This is a genomic window from Variovorax multivorans, assembly GCF_051216835.1.
Lineage (GTDB): Bacteria > Pseudomonadota > Gammaproteobacteria > Burkholderiales > Burkholderiaceae_C > Variovorax.
The window spans coordinates 38,892-61,086 of sequence record NZ_JBPJZL010000014.1 but is presented as its reverse complement, the minus strand read 5'-3'; the positions used below and the strand labels follow the sequence as shown (position 1 = coordinate 61,086).

At 65.4% G+C, this 22,195-nt stretch carries 24 protein-coding genes; 8 read left to right on the top strand and 16 right to left on the bottom strand.

Going from position 1 to position 22,195, the window contains the following annotated elements:
- Positions 1 to 55: 55 nt before the first annotated feature.
- From ACSFCA_RS29220 to ACSFCA_RS29145, 16 genes are all read right to left on the bottom strand, one after another.
- Positions 56 to 763: a phosphatase PAP2 family protein gene (locus ACSFCA_RS29220; RefSeq protein WP_435461977.1), complete on the bottom strand. Its 708-nt coding sequence runs from the start codon at positions 761 to 763 to the stop codon at positions 56 to 58.
- 25 nt (positions 764 to 788) lie between these two features.
- On the bottom strand, positions 789 to 1,952 hold the full coding sequence (locus ACSFCA_RS29215) for a Gfo/Idh/MocA family protein (protein ID WP_435461978.1): 1,164 nt from the start codon (positions 1,950 to 1,952) through the stop codon (positions 789 to 791).
- Positions 1,953 to 2,108: 156 nt separating this feature from the next.
- Positions 2,109 to 3,071, bottom strand: coding sequence for a substrate-binding domain-containing protein (locus ACSFCA_RS29210; protein ID WP_258352630.1), 963 nt, complete (start codon positions 3,069 to 3,071; stop codon positions 2,109 to 2,111).
- A gap of 43 nt (positions 3,072 to 3,114) precedes the next feature.
- A complete protein-coding gene (locus tag ACSFCA_RS29205) occupies positions 3,115 to 4,146 on the bottom strand; it encodes an ABC transporter permease (RefSeq protein WP_435461979.1) in 1,032 nt (343 codons plus the stop codon).
- Complete coding sequence (locus ACSFCA_RS29200) at positions 4,109 to 5,647, bottom strand: sugar ABC transporter ATP-binding protein (protein ID WP_435461980.1); 1,539 nt, start codon at positions 5,645 to 5,647, stop codon at positions 4,109 to 4,111. The genes ACSFCA_RS29205 and ACSFCA_RS29200 overlap by 38 nt, the downstream gene beginning before the upstream one ends.
- Positions 5,644 to 6,813 (bottom strand): ROK family protein, encoded by a 1,170-nt coding sequence (locus ACSFCA_RS29195; protein ID WP_435462013.1) that lies wholly within the window; start codon positions 6,811 to 6,813, stop codon positions 5,644 to 5,646. The genes ACSFCA_RS29200 and ACSFCA_RS29195 overlap by 4 nt, the downstream gene beginning before the upstream one ends.
- 230 nt (positions 6,814 to 7,043) lie before the next feature.
- Positions 7,044 to 7,463 (bottom strand): F0F1 ATP synthase subunit epsilon, encoded by a 420-nt coding sequence (locus tag ACSFCA_RS29190; RefSeq protein WP_093057730.1) that lies wholly within the window; start codon positions 7,461 to 7,463, stop codon positions 7,044 to 7,046.
- 18 nt (positions 7,464 to 7,481) lie between these two features.
- Entirely contained in the window at positions 7,482 to 8,882 is a 1,401-nt protein-coding gene (atpD, locus tag ACSFCA_RS29185) for a F0F1 ATP synthase subunit beta (RefSeq protein WP_435461981.1), read from the bottom strand.
- A 137-nt stretch (positions 8,883 to 9,019) separates the two neighbouring features.
- Positions 9,020 to 9,406 (bottom strand): hypothetical protein, encoded by a 387-nt coding sequence (locus tag ACSFCA_RS29180; RefSeq protein ID WP_093057732.1) that lies wholly within the window; start codon positions 9,404 to 9,406, stop codon positions 9,020 to 9,022.
- A gap of 90 nt (positions 9,407 to 9,496) precedes the next feature.
- Positions 9,497 to 10,372: a F0F1 ATP synthase subunit gamma gene (gene atpG / locus ACSFCA_RS29175; protein WP_093057733.1), complete on the bottom strand. Its 876-nt coding sequence runs from the start codon at positions 10,370 to 10,372 to the stop codon at positions 9,497 to 9,499.
- A gap of 33 nt (positions 10,373 to 10,405) precedes the next feature.
- Complete coding sequence (gene atpA, locus ACSFCA_RS29170; protein ID WP_093057734.1) at positions 10,406 to 11,959, bottom strand: F0F1 ATP synthase subunit alpha; 1,554 nt, start codon at positions 11,957 to 11,959, stop codon at positions 10,406 to 10,408.
- Positions 11,960 to 12,007: 48 nt separating this feature from the next.
- Positions 12,008 to 12,538 carry a F0F1 ATP synthase subunit delta gene (locus ACSFCA_RS29165; RefSeq protein ID WP_258352615.1) on the bottom strand — a complete coding sequence of 177 codons (531 nt, stop codon included), beginning with the start codon at positions 12,536 to 12,538 and terminating at the stop codon, positions 12,008 to 12,010.
- An 8-nt stretch (positions 12,539 to 12,546) separates the two neighbouring features.
- Positions 12,547 to 13,017: a F0F1 ATP synthase subunit B gene (locus tag ACSFCA_RS29160; RefSeq protein ID WP_093057736.1), complete on the bottom strand. Its 471-nt coding sequence runs from the start codon at positions 13,015 to 13,017 to the stop codon at positions 12,547 to 12,549.
- Between the two features lie 88 nt (positions 13,018 to 13,105).
- Complete coding sequence (atpE, locus tag ACSFCA_RS29155) at positions 13,106 to 13,369, bottom strand: F0F1 ATP synthase subunit C (protein WP_007830191.1); 264 nt, start codon at positions 13,367 to 13,369, stop codon at positions 13,106 to 13,108.
- A 61-nt stretch (positions 13,370 to 13,430) separates the two neighbouring features.
- Positions 13,431 to 14,300, bottom strand: coding sequence for a F0F1 ATP synthase subunit A (atpB, locus tag ACSFCA_RS29150; RefSeq protein ID WP_093057737.1), 870 nt, complete (start codon positions 14,298 to 14,300; stop codon positions 13,431 to 13,433).
- Positions 14,301 to 14,304: 4 nt separating this feature from the next.
- Complete coding sequence (locus ACSFCA_RS29145) at positions 14,305 to 14,790, bottom strand: ATP synthase subunit I (RefSeq protein WP_093057738.1); 486 nt, start codon at positions 14,788 to 14,790, stop codon at positions 14,305 to 14,307.
- Positions 14,791 to 14,948: 158 nt separating this feature from the next.
- On the opposite strand from ACSFCA_RS29145, the gene ACSFCA_RS29140 reads away from it, so the two are divergent.
- The 8 genes from ACSFCA_RS29140 to ACSFCA_RS29105 are packed head-to-tail and all read left to right on the top strand — an operon-like array spanning position 14,949 to position 22,180.
- Positions 14,949 to 15,842: a D-amino acid aminotransferase gene (locus ACSFCA_RS29140; protein ID WP_435461982.1), complete on the top strand. Its 894-nt coding sequence runs from the start codon at positions 14,949 to 14,951 to the stop codon at positions 15,840 to 15,842.
- Positions 15,839 to 16,150 (top strand): YbeD family protein, encoded by a 312-nt coding sequence (locus ACSFCA_RS29135; protein WP_435461983.1) that lies wholly within the window; start codon positions 15,839 to 15,841, stop codon positions 16,148 to 16,150. Before ACSFCA_RS29140 ends, ACSFCA_RS29135 begins: the two co-directional genes overlap by 4 nt.
- A 31-nt stretch (positions 16,151 to 16,181) precedes the next feature.
- Entirely contained in the window at positions 16,182 to 16,877 is a 696-nt protein-coding gene (gene lipB / locus ACSFCA_RS29130) for a lipoyl(octanoyl) transferase LipB (protein ID WP_435461984.1), read from the top strand.
- A gap of 7 nt (positions 16,878 to 16,884) precedes the next feature.
- Positions 16,885 to 17,886: a lipoyl synthase gene (lipA, locus tag ACSFCA_RS29125; protein ID WP_435461985.1), complete on the top strand. Its 1,002-nt coding sequence runs from the start codon at positions 16,885 to 16,887 to the stop codon at positions 17,884 to 17,886.
- Positions 17,883 to 19,286, top strand: coding sequence for a glycosyltransferase (locus ACSFCA_RS29120; protein WP_435461986.1), 1,404 nt, complete (start codon positions 17,883 to 17,885; stop codon positions 19,284 to 19,286). Before lipA ends, ACSFCA_RS29120 begins: the two co-directional genes overlap by 4 nt.
- On the top strand, positions 19,283 to 20,059 hold the full coding sequence (locus tag ACSFCA_RS29115; RefSeq protein ID WP_258352597.1) for a hypothetical protein: 777 nt from the start codon (positions 19,283 to 19,285) through the stop codon (positions 20,057 to 20,059). Before ACSFCA_RS29120 ends, ACSFCA_RS29115 begins: the two co-directional genes overlap by 4 nt.
- 19 nt (positions 20,060 to 20,078) lie before the next feature.
- Positions 20,079 to 21,047, top strand: a complete 969-nt coding sequence (locus tag ACSFCA_RS29110; protein WP_435461987.1) for a Gfo/Idh/MocA family protein — start codon at positions 20,079 to 20,081, stop codon at positions 21,045 to 21,047.
- A complete protein-coding gene (locus ACSFCA_RS29105; RefSeq protein ID WP_435461988.1) occupies positions 21,044 to 22,180 on the top strand; it encodes a DegT/DnrJ/EryC1/StrS family aminotransferase in 1,137 nt (378 codons plus the stop codon). Before ACSFCA_RS29110 ends, ACSFCA_RS29105 begins: the two co-directional genes overlap by 4 nt.
- Positions 22,181 to 22,195: the final 15 nt, after the last annotated feature.

The window sequence follows — 22,195 nt, the reverse complement described above, 5'->3', positions numbered from 1 at the left end:
CGACGATCCCCGGGTTGTACCGCGCGCACCGCGGCGGCGGAATAGCGCAATCGGCCTAAGCCGGACGCGCCTGCTGCGCCGGCGCGAGCACCGGGCCGCGCTGCCGCGTGGCGACACCGAGGGCCACGCCCAGCGCAAGGCCACCCAGCACATCGATCAGCACGTGCTGGCGCACCGCCATCGTCGAATAGACGATACCCACGGCCCAGGCCACGTTAACGACGCGAAGCCACACCGGCGCCCCCACATCGCGCAACTGCCGCGCCAGCATGACGCAGGCGAACACCGAGAACGAGACATGCAGCGAGGGAAAGGCATTGCCAGCCGAATCGACCATCTTGAGGAACTGCAGCGAGGTGCCCGGCGCGGCCTCGACCGCGAAGTTGGGAATCGCCGTGGGCATGAACCAGAACACGAGCAGCGCCAGGGCCGTCATGGCCGCGCAGCCGAAGGAAAAGCCCAGCAGCTCGCGCCTGTCTTTGGCCAGCAGCACCGGCAGCGCGATATAGCCCCAGAGCGAGAGGTACACCGGCAGCAGCGCCGGCCAGAAGGCGATCAGCCGGTCGATGGGCGTGAGCGGCAGCACCCAAGCCTGGCCGGCGTTCTTCATGATCCAGAAGTACAGCGGGAAGAAGCCGAGTGTGGCGACCGTGTTGCCGACCAGCTTCAGGGCGAACAGCGTGATGCAGCGGCGCCAGAGGGCGGCGAGCCAGGGCTGCGTTGCCGATGAAGTGGAAGAAGCTTCGGATGCGGAAGGTGTCATGGAGGCCTGAGCAGCGCGTTGCGCGCTACCAGGGCGTCCACTTTAATTCGCTTTTCGACGAAGCCACCGTGCGTTCGATGAAGCGCACCCCACGCGCGCCGTCTTCCACGCGCGGGTAGTCGGCATCCAGCGGATCGGCCGGCTGGCCCGCAAGCCGGGCGCGGATGTCCGCCGCCACGCCCATATAAACATTCGCAAAAGCCTCGATGAAGCCTTCAGGATGCCCCGCCGGCAGCCGGCTTGCGCGCTGCGCCGATTCGCAAAGCCACGCCGCGCCGCGCGTCAACACGCGCAGGGGCCCGTCATGCGGCAGATGCACCAGCCGGCTCGGCTGCTCCTGGCGCCATTCGAGCGTGCCCAGCGTGCCCGACACGCGCAGGCGCAGGTCGTTCTCCAGGCCGGTGTTGATCTGCGAAGCGATGAGCACGCCGCGCGCACCGCCCTCGAAGCGCAGCAGCAGGCTGCCGTCGTCGTCGAGCATGCGTCCCGGCACCAGCGCACCTAGGTCGGCGCACAGGCTCTCGATCTCCAGTCCGGTGACGGTGGCCACGAGGTTCTCGGCATGCGAGCCGATGTCGCCGATGGCACCGGCCGCGCCGCTGCGCGCGGGGTCGGTGCGCCAGTCGGCCTGCTTGTTGGTGCCGCCTTCGACATGGCTCGCAAGCCAGCCCTGGTTGTATTCGACGACGACCTTGCGCACCTCGCCGATCTGGCCCGAGCGCACCATCTCGCGTGCCTGCCGCACCATCGGATAGCCGGTGTAGTTGTAGGTAACGCCGAACACCGTGCCCTGCTTCGCCACGGTCGCGACCAGCGCATCGGCCTGCTCGCGGGTGTGCACCAGCGGCTTGTCGCACACCACGTGGAAGCCCGCTTCGGCAAAGGCCTGTGCCACCGGAAAGTGCACGTGGTTGGGCGTGACGATCGACACGAAGTCGATGCGCTCGCCCGCCGGGCGCTTCAGCTCGTCGGACAGCAGCGCCTGCCAGTCGCCGTGGTTGCGGTCGTCGGCCAGGTCGAGGTCGCGGCCCGAGGCGCGCGCCTTGTCCGGGCTCGACGACAGCGCGCCGGCCACGAGCTCGATCTGGCCGTCGAGCGCCATGGCCTTGCGGTGCACGCCGCCGATGAAGGCGTCGCGACCGCCGCCGACCATGGCGTAGCGGAGCTTGCGCAGAGGTGTGTCGGTCATCAATCGTCTCGGTATTTCCTGAAACTGTTCCCTCTCCCTCTGGGAGAGGGCTAGGGTGAGGGCATCGGCGCTTGCGCGCGCACAGCCTTTGCCATCGCCGTCGGCCCTCACCCCAACCCTCTCCCCGAGGGGAGAGGGAGCAAGGCAAGGCGACCGTCAGAACGGCGAGTTCGGGTGGTAGAAGTCCTTGGCGTTGTCCTTCGTGATGAGCACCGAAGGAATGATCGTCGTCGCCGGCAGCTTCTCGCCCTTCAGGCGTGCCTCGGCCGTCAGCTTGATCGCGTCGTAGATGAACTTCGGCGAGTAGCTCACGTCGGCCGTGATGCGCTTGTCCTTGCCGTCCATGATGGTCTTGACCATGCCCTTGGCGCCCGCGCCGCCGAAGATGATCTTGATGTCGTCGCGCTTGGCCTGCTCGATGGCCTTGAGCACGCCCACGGCCATGTCGTCGTCGGCGGCCCAGATGGCGTCGATGCTCTTGAAGCGCGTCAGGTAGTCCTGCGTGACCTTGAAGGCGTCGTCGCGGTTCCAGTTGGCGTACTTGGCATCGAGCAGCTTGATGTCGGGGCTTCCCTTGAGCACGGCGTTGAAGGCGTCCATGCGTTCGTTGTCGAGCGTGGTCGCAATGCCGCGCAGCGCCACCACGTTGCCCTTGCCGTTCAGCTGCTTCACGATGTACTCGGCCGGGATCTTGCCGAAGGCCGTGTTGTCGCCGGCCACGTAGGCATCTTGCGCGCTGGTGTCGGTGAGGCCGCGGTCGACCACGGTGACGTAGGCGCCCTTGGCCTTGACCTGCGCGACAGGCTTGGTCAGCGCTGCCGATTCGAAGGGGAACACGACCAGCGCGTTGATCTTGGTGACGGTCGACAGGTCTTGCAGCTGGTTGGCCTGCTCTGGCGCGTTGGCAGCTGTCTTGATCGTGATCTTCAGGTCCTTGTGTTCCTTCTCCAGGTCTTTCTTCGCCTGGTTGGCCCAGTAGTTGATGCCGCCCATGAAGCTGTGCGTGGCCGCGGGAATCGAAACGCCGAGGTTGACCTTTTCCGCGGCAAGCGCGGGCAGGCTGGCGAACGCTGCGGCGGCAACCGCCGTGAGTGCGAGGCGTCGGGTGAAAGTCGTCATGCTGGGTGTCTCCTTGTGGTTGATGGAACGAACGGGAAAGGGATTAGCGGCGTCCTCGCTGAAGGAACGCGACGATGATGATCACGAAGCCCTGCACCGCAGCGTTCAGGTACACGCTGATGATGCTGGTGAGGTTCAGGATGTTGCTGATGACCGAGAGCAGGATCGCGCCCACCACGGTGCCGGTGATGCTGCCCGAGCCACCCTTGAGCGCGGTGCCGCCGACGATCACCGCGGCGATAGCTTCGAGCTCCCACAGCAGGCCGGTGGTCGGCGAGGCCGAGCCCAGGCGCGGCACGTACAGCAGCGTGGCAATGCCCACGCACACACCGAGCAGCACGTAGGTGAGGATCTTCACACGGTCGACGTCCACGGCCGCATAGCGCGCAACCTGTTCGTTCGAACCGATGGCCTGCACGTAGCGCCCGTAGGCCGTGCGGTTGAGGATGACGCCGCCGATCACCGCGACGATCACGAACACCCACACCGGCACCGGAATGCCCGCGAGGCTCGCGTAGTACACCGGCGCATAAAGGTCCGACAGGTCGTTGTCGAGCGTGAGCGCGCCGCCGTCGGCAAAGTACGTGAGGTATGCGCGGAAGATGCCGAGCGTGCCCAGCGTCACGATGAAGGGCTCGATGCGGCCCTTGGTGATGAGCAGGCCATGCGCAAGGCCGAACACCGCACCGAGCACCACCGCCAGCACCGCCCCCATCACCACCGCGAGCAGCGGCGAGCCCGAGGCCGGCCCGGCCCAGTTGATGAACATGATCACGCTGCCCGCGATGAGCGCGGCCATCGAGCCCACCGACAGGTCGATGCCGCCCGAGATGATCACGAAGCACATGCCCACCGCGATGATGCCGATGAAGGCCGTGCGCGTGAGCACGTTCATTGCGTTGTCGAGGGTCGCGAAGTCGCCGTTCAGCAGCGTGCCGGCGATGCACAGCAGCACGAGGCCGATGACCGGGCCGAGCCCGTGCAGGCGCTGCACCCAGCCCGGCTTGGCCTCGCTGCGGTGCTGCTGCTGCGCGGCTTCAAGCGTCTGCGGTGGTGTTGGCTGTTCCGGTGGCATGAGCGATGAGCTCCTCTTCAGTCAGATGGTCCGCGTCGAGCGTGGCAACGAGGCGGCCCGCGCGCATCACCGCGACGCGGTGGCACAGGCCGATCAGCTCCATGAGCTCCGACGAGACGACGATCACTGCGAGCCCTTCGCGGGCGAGTCGCTGGATCAGGAAATAGATGTCGCGCTTGGCACCCACGTCGACGCCACGCGTGGGCTCGTCGAGCACCACCACCTTGGGCTGCGGCTGAAGCACTTTTGCAAGCGCGAGCTTCTGCTGGTTGCCGCCCGACAGCGACGATGCCTTGACGTCGAGCGAACCGGTGCGGATGCCGTAGTCCTTCACCGCCTCGGCCAGCGCGCCGCGCTCGGCATCGGGCTTGAGCCAGGGCTGCGCATAGCGTTCGAGCGCCATCAGCGTGAGGTTCTGGCGCAGGCCGAAGTTGACGTGCAGGCCCTTGCCCTTGCGGTCTTCACTGAGGTAGGTGAGGCCGTGCTTCGCGGCATCGCGCGGGTTGCGCCAGCCCTTGTTGTGGGGCACGGGCTTTCCGAGCATCTCCACGCCTCCGCTCGCGGGGCGCAGGCCGAGCAGTCCCTCGAAGAGCTCGGTGCGGCCCGCGCCGACGAGGCCCGCGAAGCCGAGGATCTCGCCGGGGCGCACTTCGAAGCTCGCGTCCTGCGCCCAGCCGGGCACGCTGAAGTTGCGCACGCGCATGGCGGGTGCGTCGGCCGCGACGACCACGTCGCGCGGCGGGTACAGGTCGGCCAGTTCGCGGCCCACCATGAGGTTGGCCATCTGCTGGCGTGTGACCTCGGACGTAGGTGCGCGCGCGACAAAGCGGCCGTCGCGCATGACGATCACTTCGTCCGTCACCTGCTCCACTTCGTCGAGCTTGTGCGAGATGTAGACGATGGTCACGCCATCGGCGCGCAGCTGGGCAATGAGCTTGAACAGGCGCTCGGTTTCGCCGGGCGTCAGCGTGGCGGTGGGCTCGTCCATGATGAGCAGGCGCGCTCGGCGGGCGATGGCTTTTGCGATCTCGACGAGCTGCTTCTCGGCGACGATGAGCTTTCGCACCTTGGTGCGAGGGTCGATGTTCAGGCCCACTGCTGCAAGTGCGGTGGCGGCGTCGCGCTCCATCGATGCGTCATCGAGCAGCCAGCCTTTCTTCTTCTCGTGGCCGAGGAAGATGTTCTGCGCCACGCTCAGGTCTTCGGCGAGATTGAACTCCTGGTGGATCAGCACGATGCCCAGCGCTTCGGCATCACGCGAACTCGCGAACTGCTGCGGCTGCGCGTTGACGCTCAGCGTGCCACCGCTCAGCGGCTCGTAGCCAGCCAGGATCTTCATCAGTGTGGACTTGCCCGCGCCGTTCTCGCCGAGCAGGCCGTAGACATGGCCGGGCGCGAGCGCAAAGCTCACGCCGTGCAGCACTTGCACGGGACCGAAGGCCTTGACCACGCCATCGAACTCGACGGCCACGCTGCCCTTGATGTTCTCAGCCGCGTTCATGGCGCCACTCCGCGGGCCTTCAGGGTCTCTTGCATCGCAAGCACGCCGGCACCGATCAGACCGCCCTGCATGCCCAGCGGGGTGTACTGAATTTCGAGATGTCGCGTGGAGAGCGCCAGCGAGCGCTGATACACGCTCTGCCGCACGGCCGCGAGAAACAGCGGGCCGATGCGCGTAATGCCGCCGCCAATGAACACATGCGACGGATTGAAGAAGTTGACGACCGACGCGAGCATCTGCCCGATCAGGCTTCCCGCGCGCTGGATGATGGCGTTGGCGGCCGTGTCGCCGCCGCGGCTGGCCTGGCCCACATCGATGGCGTCGATGCGCCCATGCACGCGCAGGCATTCGGCCAGCGTCACGCTTTCACCGGCCTCGGCGGCCTGCATCGCCATGCGCGTGATCGCAGGGCCGGCGGCCATGGCCTCGACGCAGCCGAGGTTGCCGCAATGGCAGCGCGGGCCTTCCTGGTCGACGCAGATGTGGCCCACGTCGCCGGCCGAGCCCGCCGCGCCGCGGTACACCTCGCCGTGGCAGACGATGCCGCAGCCGATGCCGGTGCCGATCTTGATGACGAGAAAGTTGGTCAGCGAACGCTTGAGGCGCCACAGTTCGCCGAGCGCCATGAGATTCACGTCGTTGTCGACGAAGACGGGCGCCGCGTAGTCCTCGCGCAGGTAGTCGCGGATCGAGAAGCTGTCCCATGCGGGCATCAGCGGCGGATTCACGAGCTGGCCGATCTCGAAGTTGACGGGGCCGGGCACGCCGATGCCGATGCCCAGCACGTCCTTGGCGCTCGCGTTGCAGCGGGCCAGCAGTTCGCGCATGAGGGTGCGCACTCGGGCCAGCACCACGGCCGGGCCTTCGCGCACGTCGGCGGGTTCGTCGTGCTGCGCGAGCACTGTGAGGTCGGGCCGCAGCACGGCCACGTCGAGGCTGGTGGCGCCGATGTCGATGCCGATGAGCACGCCGAGTCCGGCATGCAGCTGGAGGTTTTCGGCGCGACGGCCGCCCGATGAGCGTTGCAGGCCAGCTTCGGCGAGCAGGCCCTGGTCGACGAGGCCGGCGATCAGCCCGTTGGCCTTGCTCTTGGAAAAGCCGAGCTGCTCGGCCATGGCATGGCGCGAACCGCCGGCCGACCAGAAGGTCGTTTCCAGCAGCCGCATTTCGTCCGCAGTGATGCCACTCCAGGGTGCCACGCGCTTTGTCTCCGGTGTTCTTTTGCTTTGCGCCCGCAGCCCCGGCTGCTGGACGAAGGCGAATACTAGGCGGCACTCTTCAGCCAGACAAGGCCGAACTTCGACCATGTTTCAGCCAAAGATGATCGAATGAAAGCGTACAGGCGCAAAAAAGCCGCCCGAAGGCGGCTTCTTGTCGGAGCAATCGGAAAGGCCGATTACTTCTTCTGGCGGTACTTGCGCAGTGCTGCGATCTGGGCGGCCATCACGGCCAGTTCCGATTGCGCCATCGCGATGTCGATGTCGCTCTTCGCGTTCTTCAGCGCTTCCTCGGCGGCGGCCTTGGCCTGGTTGGCCTTCTCGTCATCGAGGTCCTTGCCGCGGATCGCGGTGTCGGACAGCACGGTAACGGCGTTGGGCTGCACTTCGAGAATGCCGCCGGCCACGAAGACGAACTCTTCCTTGCCGTCGGCCGTTTCGATGCGCACTGCACCAGGGCGGATGCGCGTGATCAGCGGAGTGTGGCGCGGATAGATGCCGAGCTCACCGGCTTCACCGGGCAGCGCGACGAACCTGGCTTCGCCCGAGAAGATCGACTCTTCCGCGCTGACCACGTCGACGTGAATGGTGTTTGCCATCTGAGTTCCTATGCCGCCTTAAGCGACCTTCTTGGCTTTTTCGAACGCTTCGTCGATGCTGCCCACCATGTAGAACGCTTGTTCCGGCAGGTGGTCGGCTTCGCCGTTCACGATCATCTTGAAACCACGGATGGTTTCAGCCAGCGGCACGTACTTGCCGGGCGAGCCCGTGAACACTTCGGCTACGTGGAACGGCTGCGACAGGAAACGCTGGATCTTGCGGGCGCGGGCCACGGCCAGCTTGTCGTCGGGAGCCAGTTCGTCCATGCCCAGAATGGCGATGATGTCGCGCAGTTCCTTGTAGCGCTGCAGCGTGCCTTGCACGGCGCGGGCCACGTTGTAGTGCTCTTCGCCGACCACGTTCGGGTCGAGCTGGCGCGAGGTCGAATCCAGCGGGTCCACGGCGGGGTAGATACCGAGCGAGGCGATGTCACGCGACAGCACCACGGTCGAGTCCAAGTGGGCGAAAGTGGTGGCGGGCGACGGGTCGGTCAAGTCGTCGGCAGGGACATACACGGCCTGGATCGAGGTGATCGAGCCGACCTTGGTCGACGTGATCCGCTCTTGCAGGCGGCCCATTTCTTCTGCCAGCGTCGGCTGGTAGCCCACGGCGGAAGGCATGCGGCCCAGCAGAGCCGACACTTCGGTACCGGCCAGCGTGTAGCGGTAGATATTGTCCACGAAGAACAGAACGTCACGGCCTTCGTCGCGGAACGACTCGGCGATGGTCAGGCCGGTCAGCGCCACGCGCAGACGGTTGCCCGGAGGTTCGTTCATCTGGCCGTAGACCATGGCCACCTTCGAGTCCTCGAGCTTCTCGAGGTTCACGACGCCGGAGTCGGCCATCTCGTGATAGAAGTCGTTGCCTTCGCGGGTACGTTCACCCACACCGGCGAACACCGACAGACCCGAGTGAGCCTTGGCGATGTTGTTGATGAGTTCCATCATGTTCACGGTCTTGCCCACGCCGGCGCCGCCGAAGAGGCCCACCTTGCCGCCCTTGGCGAACGGGCACACCAGGTCGATCACCTTGATGCCGGTTTCCAGCAGGTCTTGCGAGGGCGACAGTTCGTCGTACGCGGGAGCCTTGCGGTGGATGGAAGCGGTGAGCTCCTGGCCCACTTCGCCGCGCTCGTCGATCGGACGGCCGAGCACGTCCATGATGCGGCCGAGCGTGGCCTTGCCGACCGGCACGGTGATGGGCGCGCCGGTGTTGGTCACGATCAGGCCGCGGCGCAGGCCGTCGGACGAGCCCAGCGCAATGGTGCGCACCACGCCGTCGCCGAGCAACTGCTGAACTTCGAGGGTCAGCCCGCCGCCTTCGAATTTCAAGGCGTCGTACACCTTGGGCATCTGGTCACGCGGGAACTCCACGTCGACCACGGCGCCGATACATTGGACAATTTTTCCTTCAGCCATGGCGTTTCCTTCTGGATGGATCTCAATAAATTTGCGACAGGTTCTTGCAGAAGCGTCCTGGTGCCAAAACGGGCCGCTTTTGCAAGAATGCCGGACGGGCCGGCACCCTTGAATCTCTACTTCTTCTCGTCAGTTCATCAGCACTTCATGGCCGTCGCTTGCGCAGCGAAGGCGTCCGAAGCAGCCTTGCAGGCCTGACCCAACGCAGCCTTGTCGGCACCCATTGAAGCCCAGGTGGCCTTCGTCTGGTCGAGGCTGGCCTTCATCGCGTCAGCAGCGGCGCCGCTTTGCGAACCAACGCAGGTCTGCACCTTGGCCAGGTAGTCGTTGCACTCCTGCGGCAGATCGGCGGCCGATGCCGTCGGGGCTGCAGCGGGAGCTGCCGGTGCTGCTGCGGGCGCAGGAGCCGGAGCGGGCGCGGCGGGTGCAGCAGCGGGAGCCGGTGCAGGCGCGGGCGCCTCTTCCTTCTTGGAGCAGGCAGTCAGAGCGGCAGCAATCGCCACCAGAGCAAGAATCTTCTTCATTTTGCGCAGAGTCCCCTTAAATAAAGGCCTTGGGTTACCGGGCGCGCAGAGCGCATCCGATCAGCAACGCGGCCTGTTGCATTGCCTCAATCAAACGCCTGCGGCCGCGGCCGCGCCGGACACGATTTCGGACAGCTCTTTGGTGATGCCTGCCTGACGGGTCTTGTTGTAGACCAGCTTCAGTTCGCTGATCACGTTGCCCGCGTTGTCGGTCGCAGCCTTCATGGCCACCATGCGCGCCGAGTGCTCGGACGCCATGTTTTCGGCCACGGCCTGGTACACCAGCGATTCCACGTAGCGCACCAGCAGCTCGTCGATCACGCTTTGCGCGTCGGGTTCGTAGATGTAGTCCCACGAATGATGACCCGACTCGGTTTGCAGCGTCTCGGCCTTCAGCGGCAGCAGTTGCTCCACCATCGGCTCTTGCTTGATGGTGTTGATGAACTTCGTGTAGCACAGGTACACCGCCGACAGCTTGCCTTCGGCATAGGCGTCCAGCAGCGTCTTGACCGGCCCGATGAGCTTGTCCAGATGCGGCGTGTCGCCCAGCTGCGTCACATGGGCCACCACGCGGGCGCCGATGCGATTCAGGAAACCCAGGCCCTTGTTGCCGATGGCGACCGACTCGACCACGTTGCCCGCTGCCTGCGCTTCGCGCAGCTTGCCGGTGACGGCGCGCAGCAAGTTGGTGTTCAAGCCGCCGCACAGGCCCTTGTCGCTGGTCACGATGATGAAGCCGACGCCCTTGGCATCGGTCGTCTTCATGAACGCGTGGGTGTACTCCGGGTTCGCCTTGCCGAGGTTGGCTGCGATGTTGCGGATCTTTTCGCTGTAGGGGCGAGCGGCGCGCATGCGTTCCTGCGCCTTGCGCATCTTGGAAACCGAGACCATTTCCATGGCCTTGGTGATCTTCTTGGTGTTTTCCACCGATTTGATCTTGCCGCGGATTTCCTTACCAGCTGCCATGAGAGCTCCTTCTTGCGTCGATCAAGGGGTCGATCAGGCGAACGACTTCTTGAACGCGGTGACGGCTGCCAGCAATTCGGCTTCCGCTTCCTTGTCGAGCGCCTTCGCCTTCTCGATCTTGTCGAGCAGCGGGGCGTGGCTGGACTTCAGGAACTGGTGCAGGCCATGTTCGAACGGCAGCACCTTCTTGATTTCGAGGTCGTCCATGAAGCCCTTGTTCACGGCGAACAGCGACGCGCCCATCAGCGAGATCGGCAGCGGGCTGTACTGTGCCTGCTTCAGCAGTTCGGTCACGCGGGCACCGCGGTCGAGCTGCTTGCGGGTGGCTTCGTCCAGGTCGGAAGCGAACTGCGCGAACGCAGCCAGCTCGCGGTACTGCGCCAGGTCGGTACGGATACCGCCGGACAGGCCCTTGATGATCTTCGTCTGAGCCGACGAACCCACGCGCGACACCGAGATACCGGCGTTGATGGCGGGGCGGATACCTGCGTTGAACAGGTTGGTTTCCAGGAAGATCTGGCCGTCGGTGATCGAGATCACGTTGGTCGGCACGAAAGCGGACACGTCGCCGGCTTGCGTTTCGATGATCGGCAGTGCGGTCAGCGAACCGGTCTTGCCCTTGACTTCACCCTTGGTGAAGGCTTCGACGTAGTCGGCGTTCACGCGGGCTGCGCGCTCGAGCAGACGGCTGTGGAGATAGAACACGTCGCCGGGGTAGGCTTCGCGGCCCGGCGGGCGACGCAGCAGCAGCGAGACCTGGCGGTAGGCAACGGCCTGCTTGGACAGGTCGTCATAGACGATCAGGGCGTCTTCGCCGCGGTCGCGGAAGTACTCGCCCATCGTACAGCCCGAGTAGGCCGACACGTACTGCATGGCAGCCGATTCCGAAGCGGAAGCCGCAACCACGATGGTGTAGTCCATGGCACCGGCTTGTTCCAGTGCGCGCACCACGTTCTTGATCGACGAAGCCTTCTGGCCGATCGCAACGTAGACGCAGGTCATGTTCTGACCCTTCTGGTTGATGATCGCGTCGATGGCCACTGCCGTCTTGCCGGTCTGGCGGTCGCCGATGATCAGCTCGCGCTGGCCACGGCCGACGGGCACCATCGAGTCGATGGACTTCAGGCCGGTCTGCATCGGCTGGTCGACCGACTTGCGGGCGATCACGCCCGGTGCGACCTTTTCGATCACGTCGGTCATCTTGGCGTTGATCGGACCCTTGCCGTCGATCGGCTGGCCCAGTGCGTTCACCACGCGGCCGATGAGCTCGGGGCCCACGGGCACTTCCAGAATGCGGCCCGTGCACTTGACGGTGTCGCCTTCGGAGATGTGCTCGTACTCGCCCAGAATCACGGCGCCGACCGAGTCGCGTTCGAGGTTCAGCGCCAGGCCGAACGACGGCGTGCCGTCTGCCGTGGGCGGGAATTCGAGCATTTCGCCCTGCATCGCGTCGGACAGGCCGTGCACGCGCACGATGCCGTCCGTCACCGACACCACGGTGCCTTCGTTACGGATGTTGGCGCTGACCCCGAGGCCCTCGATGCGGCTCTTGATCAGTTCGGAAATTTCTGCGGGATTGAGTTGCATGACTCTTTCCTTCTTTCTTTGAGGCTACAAGTAGAGGGCTGGAAACCGTCAGGCTGCCAGCGCAACTTTCATTTGTTCAAGGCGCGCTTTGACGGAGGTGTCGAGCACCTCGTCGCCGACCACCACACGAATGCCGCCGATCAGTTCCGGCTCTTGCTGGACCGTGACCTGGAGCTTGCGACCGAAACGCTTTTCGAGCGCGGCCGACACATTGGCCAGCGCCGGGCCGTCGATCGGGAAGGCGCTGTAGACCACGGCGTCGGACGAACCGCTCTTCGCGTTGGCCAGTGCCCGGAACTGCTTCGCAATTTCCGGCAGCACCGAAAAGCGCCCGTTCTCGAGGAGCGCACCCAGGAAGTTCTGGGCAGGAGCGGCCAACGGTGCACCGAATGCACCGGCGACCACGCCGATCACCTGTTCGGCCGTGGCCTTCGGGTTGTCGGCGAACTGCTGGAGCTCCGGATTGGCCGCGATGGCGGCAATCTTTTCGAGCCAGGCGCTGGTACCGGCGACGTCGGACGACGACGCCTTGAAGAGCGCCTCGGCGTAGGGGCGTGCAATGGTGGCGAGTTCTGCCATGGCTTCTATCAGAGTTCGGTCTGCAGACGGGCGAGCAAATCGGCGTGAACGCCTGCATTCACTTCCTTGCGCAGAATCTGCTCTGCGCCCTTGACGGCCAGTGCGGCAACCTGCTCGCGCAGTGCTTCACGGGCCTTCAGTGCCTGCTGGTCGGCTTCGACGCGTGCGGCTGCAACGATCTTGTTGCCTTCCTCGGTCGCGCGGGCCTTGGCCTCTTCAACGATGGCCTGGGCGCGACGTTCGGCGTCGGCAAGACGTTGTGCGGACTCGTTGCGTGCCTGACCCAGTTCGGCTTCCACGCGCTTGTTGGCGGCGGACAGCTCGGACTTGGCCTTGTCGGCGGCAGCGAGGCCTTCGGCGATCTTCGCAGCGCGGTCGTCCAGCGCTTTCGCGATCGGCGGCCACACGTACTTCATCGTGAACCCGACCAGGATCAGGAACACGATCATCTGAACGATCAGGGTACCGGTAATGCTCACTTTTCACCCTCTCTTTGGGATTGAATCGAAGCCATTCGCTAGACGCCAGAGGACTAGGGAACGACGACGCAGGTCCGACGAGAAAGACTTACTTCGGCAGGTTGGCGATCTGAGCCAGGAACGGGTTGGCCGTTGCGAACCACAGAGCGATACCGGTGCCGATAATGAAAGCGGCGTCGATCAGACCAGCCAGCAGGAACATCTTGGTTTGAAGTTCACCCATGAGCTCAGGCTGACGTGCGGCCGACTCGAGGTACTTGCTGCCCATGATGCCGATGCCGATACATGCGCCCACAGCGCCCAGACCGATGATCAGGCCGGCGGCCAGTGCAACAAAGCTAATAACTTCCATGATGACTCCTAGAGGACTTTGGTTGAAGAGAAAACAAAAAAACAGAAACGAAAACTGATGATCAGTGGTGATCGTGGGCCTGGCCGATGTAGACCAGCGTCAGCATCATGAACACGAAGGCTTGCAACGTGATGATCAGGATGTGGAAGATGGCCCAGGCCGTGCCCGCGATGATGTGGCCGATGGCCAGGCCGATGCCGGTGGCCGACATGGACCAGGCACCACCCATCAGGGCGATCAGCAGGAAGATCAGTTCACCGGCGTACATGTTGCCGAACAACCGCATGCCGTGCGAGACCGTCTTGGCGACGAACTCGATCATCTGCATGGCGAAGTTGAAGGGGTACAGCGCCCAGTGGTTGCCGAAGGGTGCGGTGAACAGCTCGTGGATCCAGCCGCCGGCGCCCTTGATCTTGATGTTGTAGTAGATGCAGATCAGCAGCACGGCCACCGACATGCCCATGGTCACCGAGAGGTCGGCGGTGGGCACGACGCGCAGGTAGGCGTGGTGCGGGTCTTCGCCGGCGATGTGGAAGATCTTGGCCCAGATTGCCGGGAACAAATCGACCGGGAACAGGTCCATTGCGTTCAGCAGGAAGATCCACACGAAGATCGTGAGGGCCAGCGGCGCGACGAACTTGCGGCTCGTGGCGTTGTGGACGATGCCCTTTGCCTGCTGGTCGACCATTTCGACGAGCAGTTCGACAGCCGCTTGAAAACGGCCGGGAACACCCGAAGTGGCCTTGCGGGCAGCCAGCCAGAGCAGCCAGCAACCCAGGATGCCGAGCGTGATCGAGAAAAAGAGCGAGTCGAAATTGAAAACCGAGAAGTCAGCAACACCTCCGGGCTTGGAGCTTTGCAGGTGCGTCAAGTGGTGAACGATGTATTCACCCGCGGTCTGACCATGTTCCGCAGCGTTTTCAGCAGCCATTCCGTTACTCGTCTCTCTGTTGCCGGCGCCGGGGCGAGAACATCACCGCCAACCAGGCCGCCTTCATTGTCACCACCAGGCCGATCAGCATTGCTGGCCAGCTCAGCGCCGTTATCAGCCTTGGCGCGGCGATCAGCATCGCCACGGACAAGGCCATCTTGACCATTTCCCACAGGAAGAATCCGAACACCGCAGTGCCCGGATTCAAGGAAGAAAACCGACCGGTCAGCCCGCGCGCGAAAACCGCCGATGGAACAACCACCGCGATCGCACCGTAAGCGGCGGACCAACCCAGATTTTGCCTCCCCGTCAGTCCCCAGGCGGCCAGAGCCACCACCAGACCGACAACCAACTGACCCGCGATCACCCGCCATGGGGAGACCGAAGGGTTCTTTGCTCGCAGTTCACGCGCCTCATCGGCGGTCAACGGCTTGAATTCTGCATCGAGGTCTTCAGCGACCTCCGAGTCTTGACGGGCGATTGTTTTCATTTCGAATGAAGCCCGGATGACGACCCAGAATTTCTACAAAGCCATTGATTATAAGTAAAAACCCAGCCGGTCCCGCCACCCCGAGCTGTCGCGCATGCAAATCGACGCTGCATTCCCTGACGCGAACCCGACGCGGCGCACACAACCATAATTCCTTCATGCACCCTATCACCGACGCCCTGCCCGCCACGCTTTGTTACCTCGATGGCGAGTACACCGCCCTGCGCGACGCGAAGATCAGCGTCCTCGACCGTGGCTTCATTTTCGGCGACGGCATCTACGAATACGTCCCCGTCTACTTCGGCCAGCCCTTCTGCTTCGAGGAGCACATGGCCCGCCTCGACCGCTCGCTCGCCGAGTTGCAGATAGAAAACCCGCTTTCGCTCGAGCAATGGCGCGAGATCGTGATGCGCCTGGTCGAGCCCGGCGGCGACGAACCCCAGTCAGTGTACTTTCAGGTGACGCGCGGCGTGGCTCCGCGCGACCACGCAATGGTGCGCGGCCTGCGCCCGACGGTGTTCGTGATGGTGAACCCGCTGCCCCCCATCTCCGACGCCATCCGCGCCAAGGGCGTGGCCTGCGTCACCGCGGCCGACTTCCGCTGGCAGAAGGCCCACATCAAGAGCACCAGCCTGCTGGGCGCCGTGCTCGCGCGGCAGATCAGCGTGGAGGCCGGCGCGGCCGAGACCATCATGTTCCGCGACGAATGGCTCAGCGAGGCCTCGTCGAGCAACGTGTGGATCGTGAAGAACGGCAAGCTGATGGGCCCGCCCAAGAACAACCTCGTGCTGACCGGCATCCGCTACAGCCTGTTCGAGCGCCTGTGCAAGACGCTCGGCATTCCCTTTGCGCTGCGCCCCATCTCGCGCGAAGAGGTGTTCGCCGCCGACGAGTTGCTGATCTCCTCGGCCAGCAAGGAGCTGCTGCCCGTCGTCACGCTCGACGGGCAGGCTATTGGCAACGGCCTCCCCGGCCCCATTTACAAGAGCTTGTATGCGGCCTACCAGCAGGCCAAGCAACACAACGCACAGAAGCACGGAGCCCTGGCATGACCGACAACACAAGCCCCCCCACCGACACCAACGCAATCCCCGACCCGCGCAAGGAATCGCTGATCGAGTACCCCTCGCAGTTTCCGATCAAGGTGATGGGCGCCAAGGTCGACGGCTTCGTGCATGCCGTCACGCAGATCGCCGAGCAATTCGACCCGACCTTCGACGCCACCACCATCGAGCTGCGCGACAGCAAGGCCGGCAACTACCTCGGCGTGACCATCACCGTCACGGCCACCAGCCGCGAGCAACTCGACGACCTGTATCGCGCGCTGTCCGCGCACCCGATGGTCAAGGTCGTGCTTTGACCCACAAGCGGCCCGCGCGGCGGACCACGCCATGACAGACACCGCCACCGTTCCCGCCATCGAGCTGCACCCGCTGGGCCGCGTCGACTACGCCGATACCTTCGCGGCGATGAAACAGTTCACGCTGGAACGCACGCCCGACACGCCCGATGCGCTATGGATTTGCGAGCACGCCCCGGTGTTCACGCAAGGCATCGCGGGCAAGCAGGACCACATCCTGAACCCCGGCGCCATCCCGGTCGTGCAGACCGACCGCGGCGGCCAGGTCACCTTCCATGGCCCCGGCCAAGTGGTGGCATACCCGCTGATCGATCTGCGCCGGGCGGGCTACTTCGTCAAGGAATACGTCTACCGCATCGAGGAATCGGTGCTGCGCACGCTCGCCCACTTCGGCGTGACCGGCCACCGCGTGCCCGGCGCGCCGGGCATCTACGTGCGCCAGGACGACCCGTTCTCGCACGCCGCGCTGACCGGCCCAATGCCCGCCGCCGACCCGTTCCGCGGCCTCGGCAAGATCGCCGCGCTGGGCATCAAGGTGAGCCGCCATGCCACTTATCACGGCGTGGCGCTCAACGTGCAGATGGACCTCGAACCCTTCTCCCGCATCAACCCTTGCGGCTATGCAGGGCTGCAAACGGTCGACCTTTCTACAATCGGCATCCAAACCACATGGGAAGAAGCCGCCACGGTGCTGAGCCAGAAGCTCACCGCCTACCTGGCGCCTTGACATACCAATGAGCACCACAGAAGTCGTCCGCGACGCGCAAAGCGCCGAAAACTACAACCCCCTGGCCAAGCAGAAAGCGGCGGCCAAGCTCTCGCGCATTCCCGTCAAGGTGGTGCAGACCGGCGAAGTGCTCAAGAAGCCCGAGTGGATCCGCGTCAAGGCCGGCAGCCCCACCACGCGCTTCTACGAAATCAAGCAGATCCTGCGCGAGAGCAACCTGCACACCGTCTGCGAAGAGGCTTCGTGCCCGAACATTGGCGAATGCTTCGGCAACGGCACGGCCACCTTCATGATCATGGGCGACAAGTGCACGCGCCGCTGCCCGTTCTGCGACGTGGGCCACGGCCGCCCCGACCCGCTCGACAAGGACGAGCCGCTCAACCTCGCCAAGACCATCGCCAAGCTGCGCCTGAAGTACGTGGTGATCACCAGCGTCGACCGCGACGACCTGCGCGACGGCGGCGGCCAGCACTTCGTCGACTGCATCAGGAACATCCGCGAGCTCTCGCCGATGACGCAGATCGAGATCCTGGTGCCCGACTTCCGCGGCCGCGACGACCGCGCCCTTGAAATCCTCAAGGCCGCGCCGCCGGACGTGATGAACCACAACCTCGAAACCGCGCCGCGCCTCTACAAGGAAGCGCGCCCCGGCAGCGACTACCAGTTCAGCCTGAAGCTGCTGAAGAAGTTCAAGGCGCTGCACCCCAATGTGCCGACCAAGAGCGGCATCATGGTCGGCCTGGGCGAGACCGACGAAGAAATCCTGCAGGTCATGCGCGACATGCGCGCCCACGACATCGACATGCTGACCATCGGCCAGTACCTGTCGCCGTCGGGCTCGCACCTGCCGGTGCGCCGCTACGTGCACCCCGACACCTTCAAGATGTTCGAGGAAGAAGCCTACAAGATGGGCTTCAGCCATGCGGCGGTAGGTGCGATGGTGCGCTCCAGCTATCACGCAGACCAGCAGGCAGGACACGTTCTGGCCGGCGCGCCGTCGCTCGATTGAACAACGACGCGGCGACGGCCCCCACACCGGACGCGCCGCCGCCCGGCAGGCCCCTGCACATCCTGCTGACGATGTGCTACCTGCTGCATCGCACAGGCGCCGAAATGTTCACGCGCGACCTGGCAATGTGGCTGCGCCGCCGCGGGCATGCCGTCACCATCTTCGCCACGGCCTTCGGCGACATGGCGAACGAATTGCGCTTCGCCTCCATCGCCTGCGTTACCGACCTGGCCGACATGGCTGCGCGGCCGGACGTGATCGTCGGCAACACGCACCACGAGACGGTTCGCGCGCTGCTGCATTTCCACGACGTGCCGGTCCTCACGATATGCCATGACCGCAGCGACGATCACGGGCGCCCGGCGCAGTTCGCACAGGTCGTGTGCCATGTGGCCGTCGACGAGAACTGCGCGCAGCGCCTGGTGCACGAGTTCGGCATCGCGCGCGAACGCATCGAGCTGATCCAGAACGGTATCGACCTTTCGCGCTTTCCCCGGCGCGGCGAGCTGCCGGCGCGGCCCCGCACCGCGCTGGTCTTCAGCAACTACGCCTCGCACGACGCGCAACTCGAGGAGATCCGCGCCGCCTGCGTGCAGCGCGGACTGTCGCTGGACGTGATCGGCAGCGGCACGGGCAACCACCTGCCCGACCCGGCCGAGGCACTTGGCCGCTACGACATCGTCTTCGGCAAGGGCCGCTGCGCCACCGAGGCGCTGTGCACTGGCAACTCGGTGGTGGTGCTCGATCCGGTCTGGGGCATGGGCGAGATGGTGACGGCGCAGACCGTGGCCCACGCACGACGCTGGAATTTCGGCCGGGCATTGCTGATCCGGCCGATCACGCGGGAGAGCGTGGGCGCCGAACTCGACCGCTATGACGCCGACGATGCAGGCAAGGCCGGCGAATGGATGCGCGCGCATGGCAGCCTCGACGCCACGCTCGGTGCGCTCGAGAGTTGCGTGCAGCGCATGGTCCTGCAGCATCCGGTGGTCGAGGTGCCCGCGAGCCGACGGGCGGACGAAATGTCCCGCTACATGCAGGACTGGATCCGGCGCGGCAGCCCTTCGGCGGCGCATCTGAATATTGCGTCCTTGCATCAGCACATCGCGGGGCTGCAGCAATCCTTCAACGACCATCAGCGCATATATCAAGCCCGGATCGACGCGCTGCAAGCCGAGACACAGCGGCAGGCGGACCATGCCGCCGCGCAGGCCACGCAATCGAACGCCGACTGGAATGCACGGCTGGCCGAAGCCGAGCAGCAGGCTCGCCAGGCGCGCGCCGAACTCGCCCTGCTCCAGGCCCAACTGCGCGAGGTCTATGCCAGTCACTCATGGCGCGTGACCGGTCCGCTGCGCCGTATTTCGACCCTCGTCCGACCGGGCGGCCCAAGCGCATGAAGCCGCTGGTGATCGCCGCTCATTCGGGGCACGAACTGCTGCTCTGGAAATGGCTGCGCAACGAGCGGCCGGACTTCGTGGTGCTGACCAACGGCGCTGGATCGACCGGTGTGCCTCGGCTCGAGCCGACGATCGACAACCTGGCGCAAGCTGGTGCCAACTGGATTCCAACGGTTGTGCAACCGGTCGCCGACGCCGACATCTACCGGGCACTGCTCGAAGGCGACACGCGCCTGTTCACACAGTGGGTCAGTGCCTTGACCACGCATGTCGTCGAACAAGGCATCGACTGCATCGTCGCCGACGAAGCGGAGGACTACAACCCTTCGCACGACCTGTGTCGCCTGCTGGCCAACCAGGTCGCCGCGCACGCCGCAGCGCGCGGCCGCGAGGTCGTCTCGCTCGGCTATCCCACCGTGGGCCATCCCAGCCCGCTGGCGCGGCTGGCTTCCGAGCACCATGTCATGGTGCAGCTCGACGAGCACGAGCTGCAAGCCAAGCTTGACGACATGCACGGCTATGCGCGCAGCTTCGGCGGCCAGCTGGAGCGGGAGCTGGCGGGCTTCATCGCCGAGTTCGGCGCCCAGGCCTATGGGCGCGAATGCCTCTTCGCCGCACAGCCCACGCGCTACGAACTGGCGGAAGCGCCCGCAACCAAGCCCTCTTTCGAAATCATCGGCGAAGAGCGCGTCGCGGCCGGCGTGTACAAGCACGTGATCCGTGGCGCCCATCTGCAAGCCGTGGCCGACCGGCTGCGCGACGCCATGCGCTGACACAGTCATCGACGCCGCGATGTCCTTCACGACGCCTGCCATCGACGACGACAGCACGGCCATCGTCGCCGACCCCATAGCCACCTCCACGGCTCCGCCCCCGTTCGACGCTCCGCTGGCCCATGCAGTCGTGGGCCTCGGCCGCTTCGGCTGCGTCCACGCCCGAAAGCTCCTCGCCCTGAGCGGCTTCCATCTGCGTGCCCTGGTGGATTGCTCGTCGTCGGCCCGCGCTGCCAGCGAACTCGCGGCGCTGCCGCTTTTGCCAAGCCTGGACGATCTGCCGCCGGGCATTGCGTCGGTCACAGTCGCCACCAGCGACGACGCGCACGCCGAAGTCGCGATGGCATTGATGCGGCGCGGCTGCCACGTGCTGGTCGAAAAACCGCTTTGCATCGACCGGCACGAAGGCGCCCTGATGATCCACACCGCGCGGCAATGCGGCGTCACCCTGAGCACCGGGCACATCGAGCGCTTCAACCCGGTGTTCGACGAAGCCATGCTGGACCGGCTGCGGAACGCAGCGGCGACCCACGGCCAGAGCCAGCAGGGCCGGCGTCCCTTCATGCGGTTTCGCCGCTATTCGACCCGCACGGCCACGGCCAGGGACAGCGTGCTCGACCTGATGGTGCACGACATCGACCTGTTCGCCTGGCTGTGCGCGATTCCCGTGGAAGCACCACTGGAAGTGCTCGCGCGGCACATCGGCGAACAAGGCGTCCGCGCCCGCGTGCGGCTGGGCGAACTGGTCGCCGAATTCGAGAGCGGCTACGGCAGCATGCCGGCCAGCGCCCGGTTGCACGTGTGCGACGGCCACCGTGAGCAGCTGCTGGATCTGCGCGGTTCGACAGCGACGGCGACCGGCGACGATGCCCTGGCACGGCAGTACCAGGGCTTCCGGCGCGCCATCCTGGGCCAGGCCAGCCGCGTCGCGTCGGGTGCCGACGGCCTTGTGGCCGTCACCCGGGCCTGCCAGATACTGCACGCATGAAGATCCCGCTGTTCCGGCCGGCGGCTTCCGCCGAACCGATGGCGACGCGCCTGGCCCAGGCCCTCGCCGCCGTGCTGCGCAGCGGCACGTACATCCTCGGCCCGCAGGTCCAGGCTCTGGAGGCTCGGCTGTCGACCCTGCTGCACGGCCGCGAGACCGTGGCCGTGGGGTCGGGCTCCGAAGCACTGCTGCTGGCCTTCAAGAGCCTCGGCATCGGAAGCGCGGGTGGAGGAGATGCGCTCGACGAGGTCCTGATGCCGACCTACACCTTCGTCGCGTGCGCGGAAGCAGTGCTCGGCGCCGGCGCGCGGCCGGTCTTCGTCGACAGCGCGCCAGACGACTTCCTGCCAACGCTCGCGCATTTCCGCAACGCCCGCACGCCCCGGACCCGCGCGATCCTCGCGGTCGGCCTCTTTGGCGACCCGAGCGGCCTGCCCGAGCTGGCCGCATATTGCCGCGACGAAAAACTGCTGCTGGTCGAGGACGTGGCCCAGTGCCTCGGCGCCCGGGCCAGTGACGGCACCGCGGCGGGCAACGCCGGCACCTGGGGCGACGCCGCGGCGATGAGCTTCTATCCGACCAAGACCCTCGGTGCTGCCGGCGACGCCGGTGCGCTGGCCTTCAGGGACCCGCTCCACGCCGGCAAGGCCCGGCTGTTGCGCAACCATGGCTACCACGACGGCCAGCACCACTGCCTCGGGCACAACAGCCGCATGGACGAACTGCAAGCCTGCCTGCTCAATGCCGCCCTGGACGATTTCCCGGCCCACATCGCGCGACGGCGCGCCATCGCCGCACGCTACCTGTCGGCCTGGGCGGACTTGCCGATTCGCTTGCCGCCAGACTCGCCCGGCCACGCGTGGAACTACTTCGTCATCCGGCTGCCCAGCCCGCGCGAACGCGAAACCTTTGCGGCCCGACTGGCCACATCCGGCATCGCCACCCGCATCTACTACGAGCAGCCGCTGCACCGGCACGAGGCACTCCAGCCCTGGCACGGCAACGGCGCCCTGCCGCACAGCGAGACGCTGGCCGGCTGTTCGCTCGCGTTGCCGCTCTACCCGATGCTCGACGACGAGGAAATCGAGTACATCATCGGTGCCGTGCGGCAAGCTGCTGCGACTGGCGCTTGATACGGGCGAGCGCGG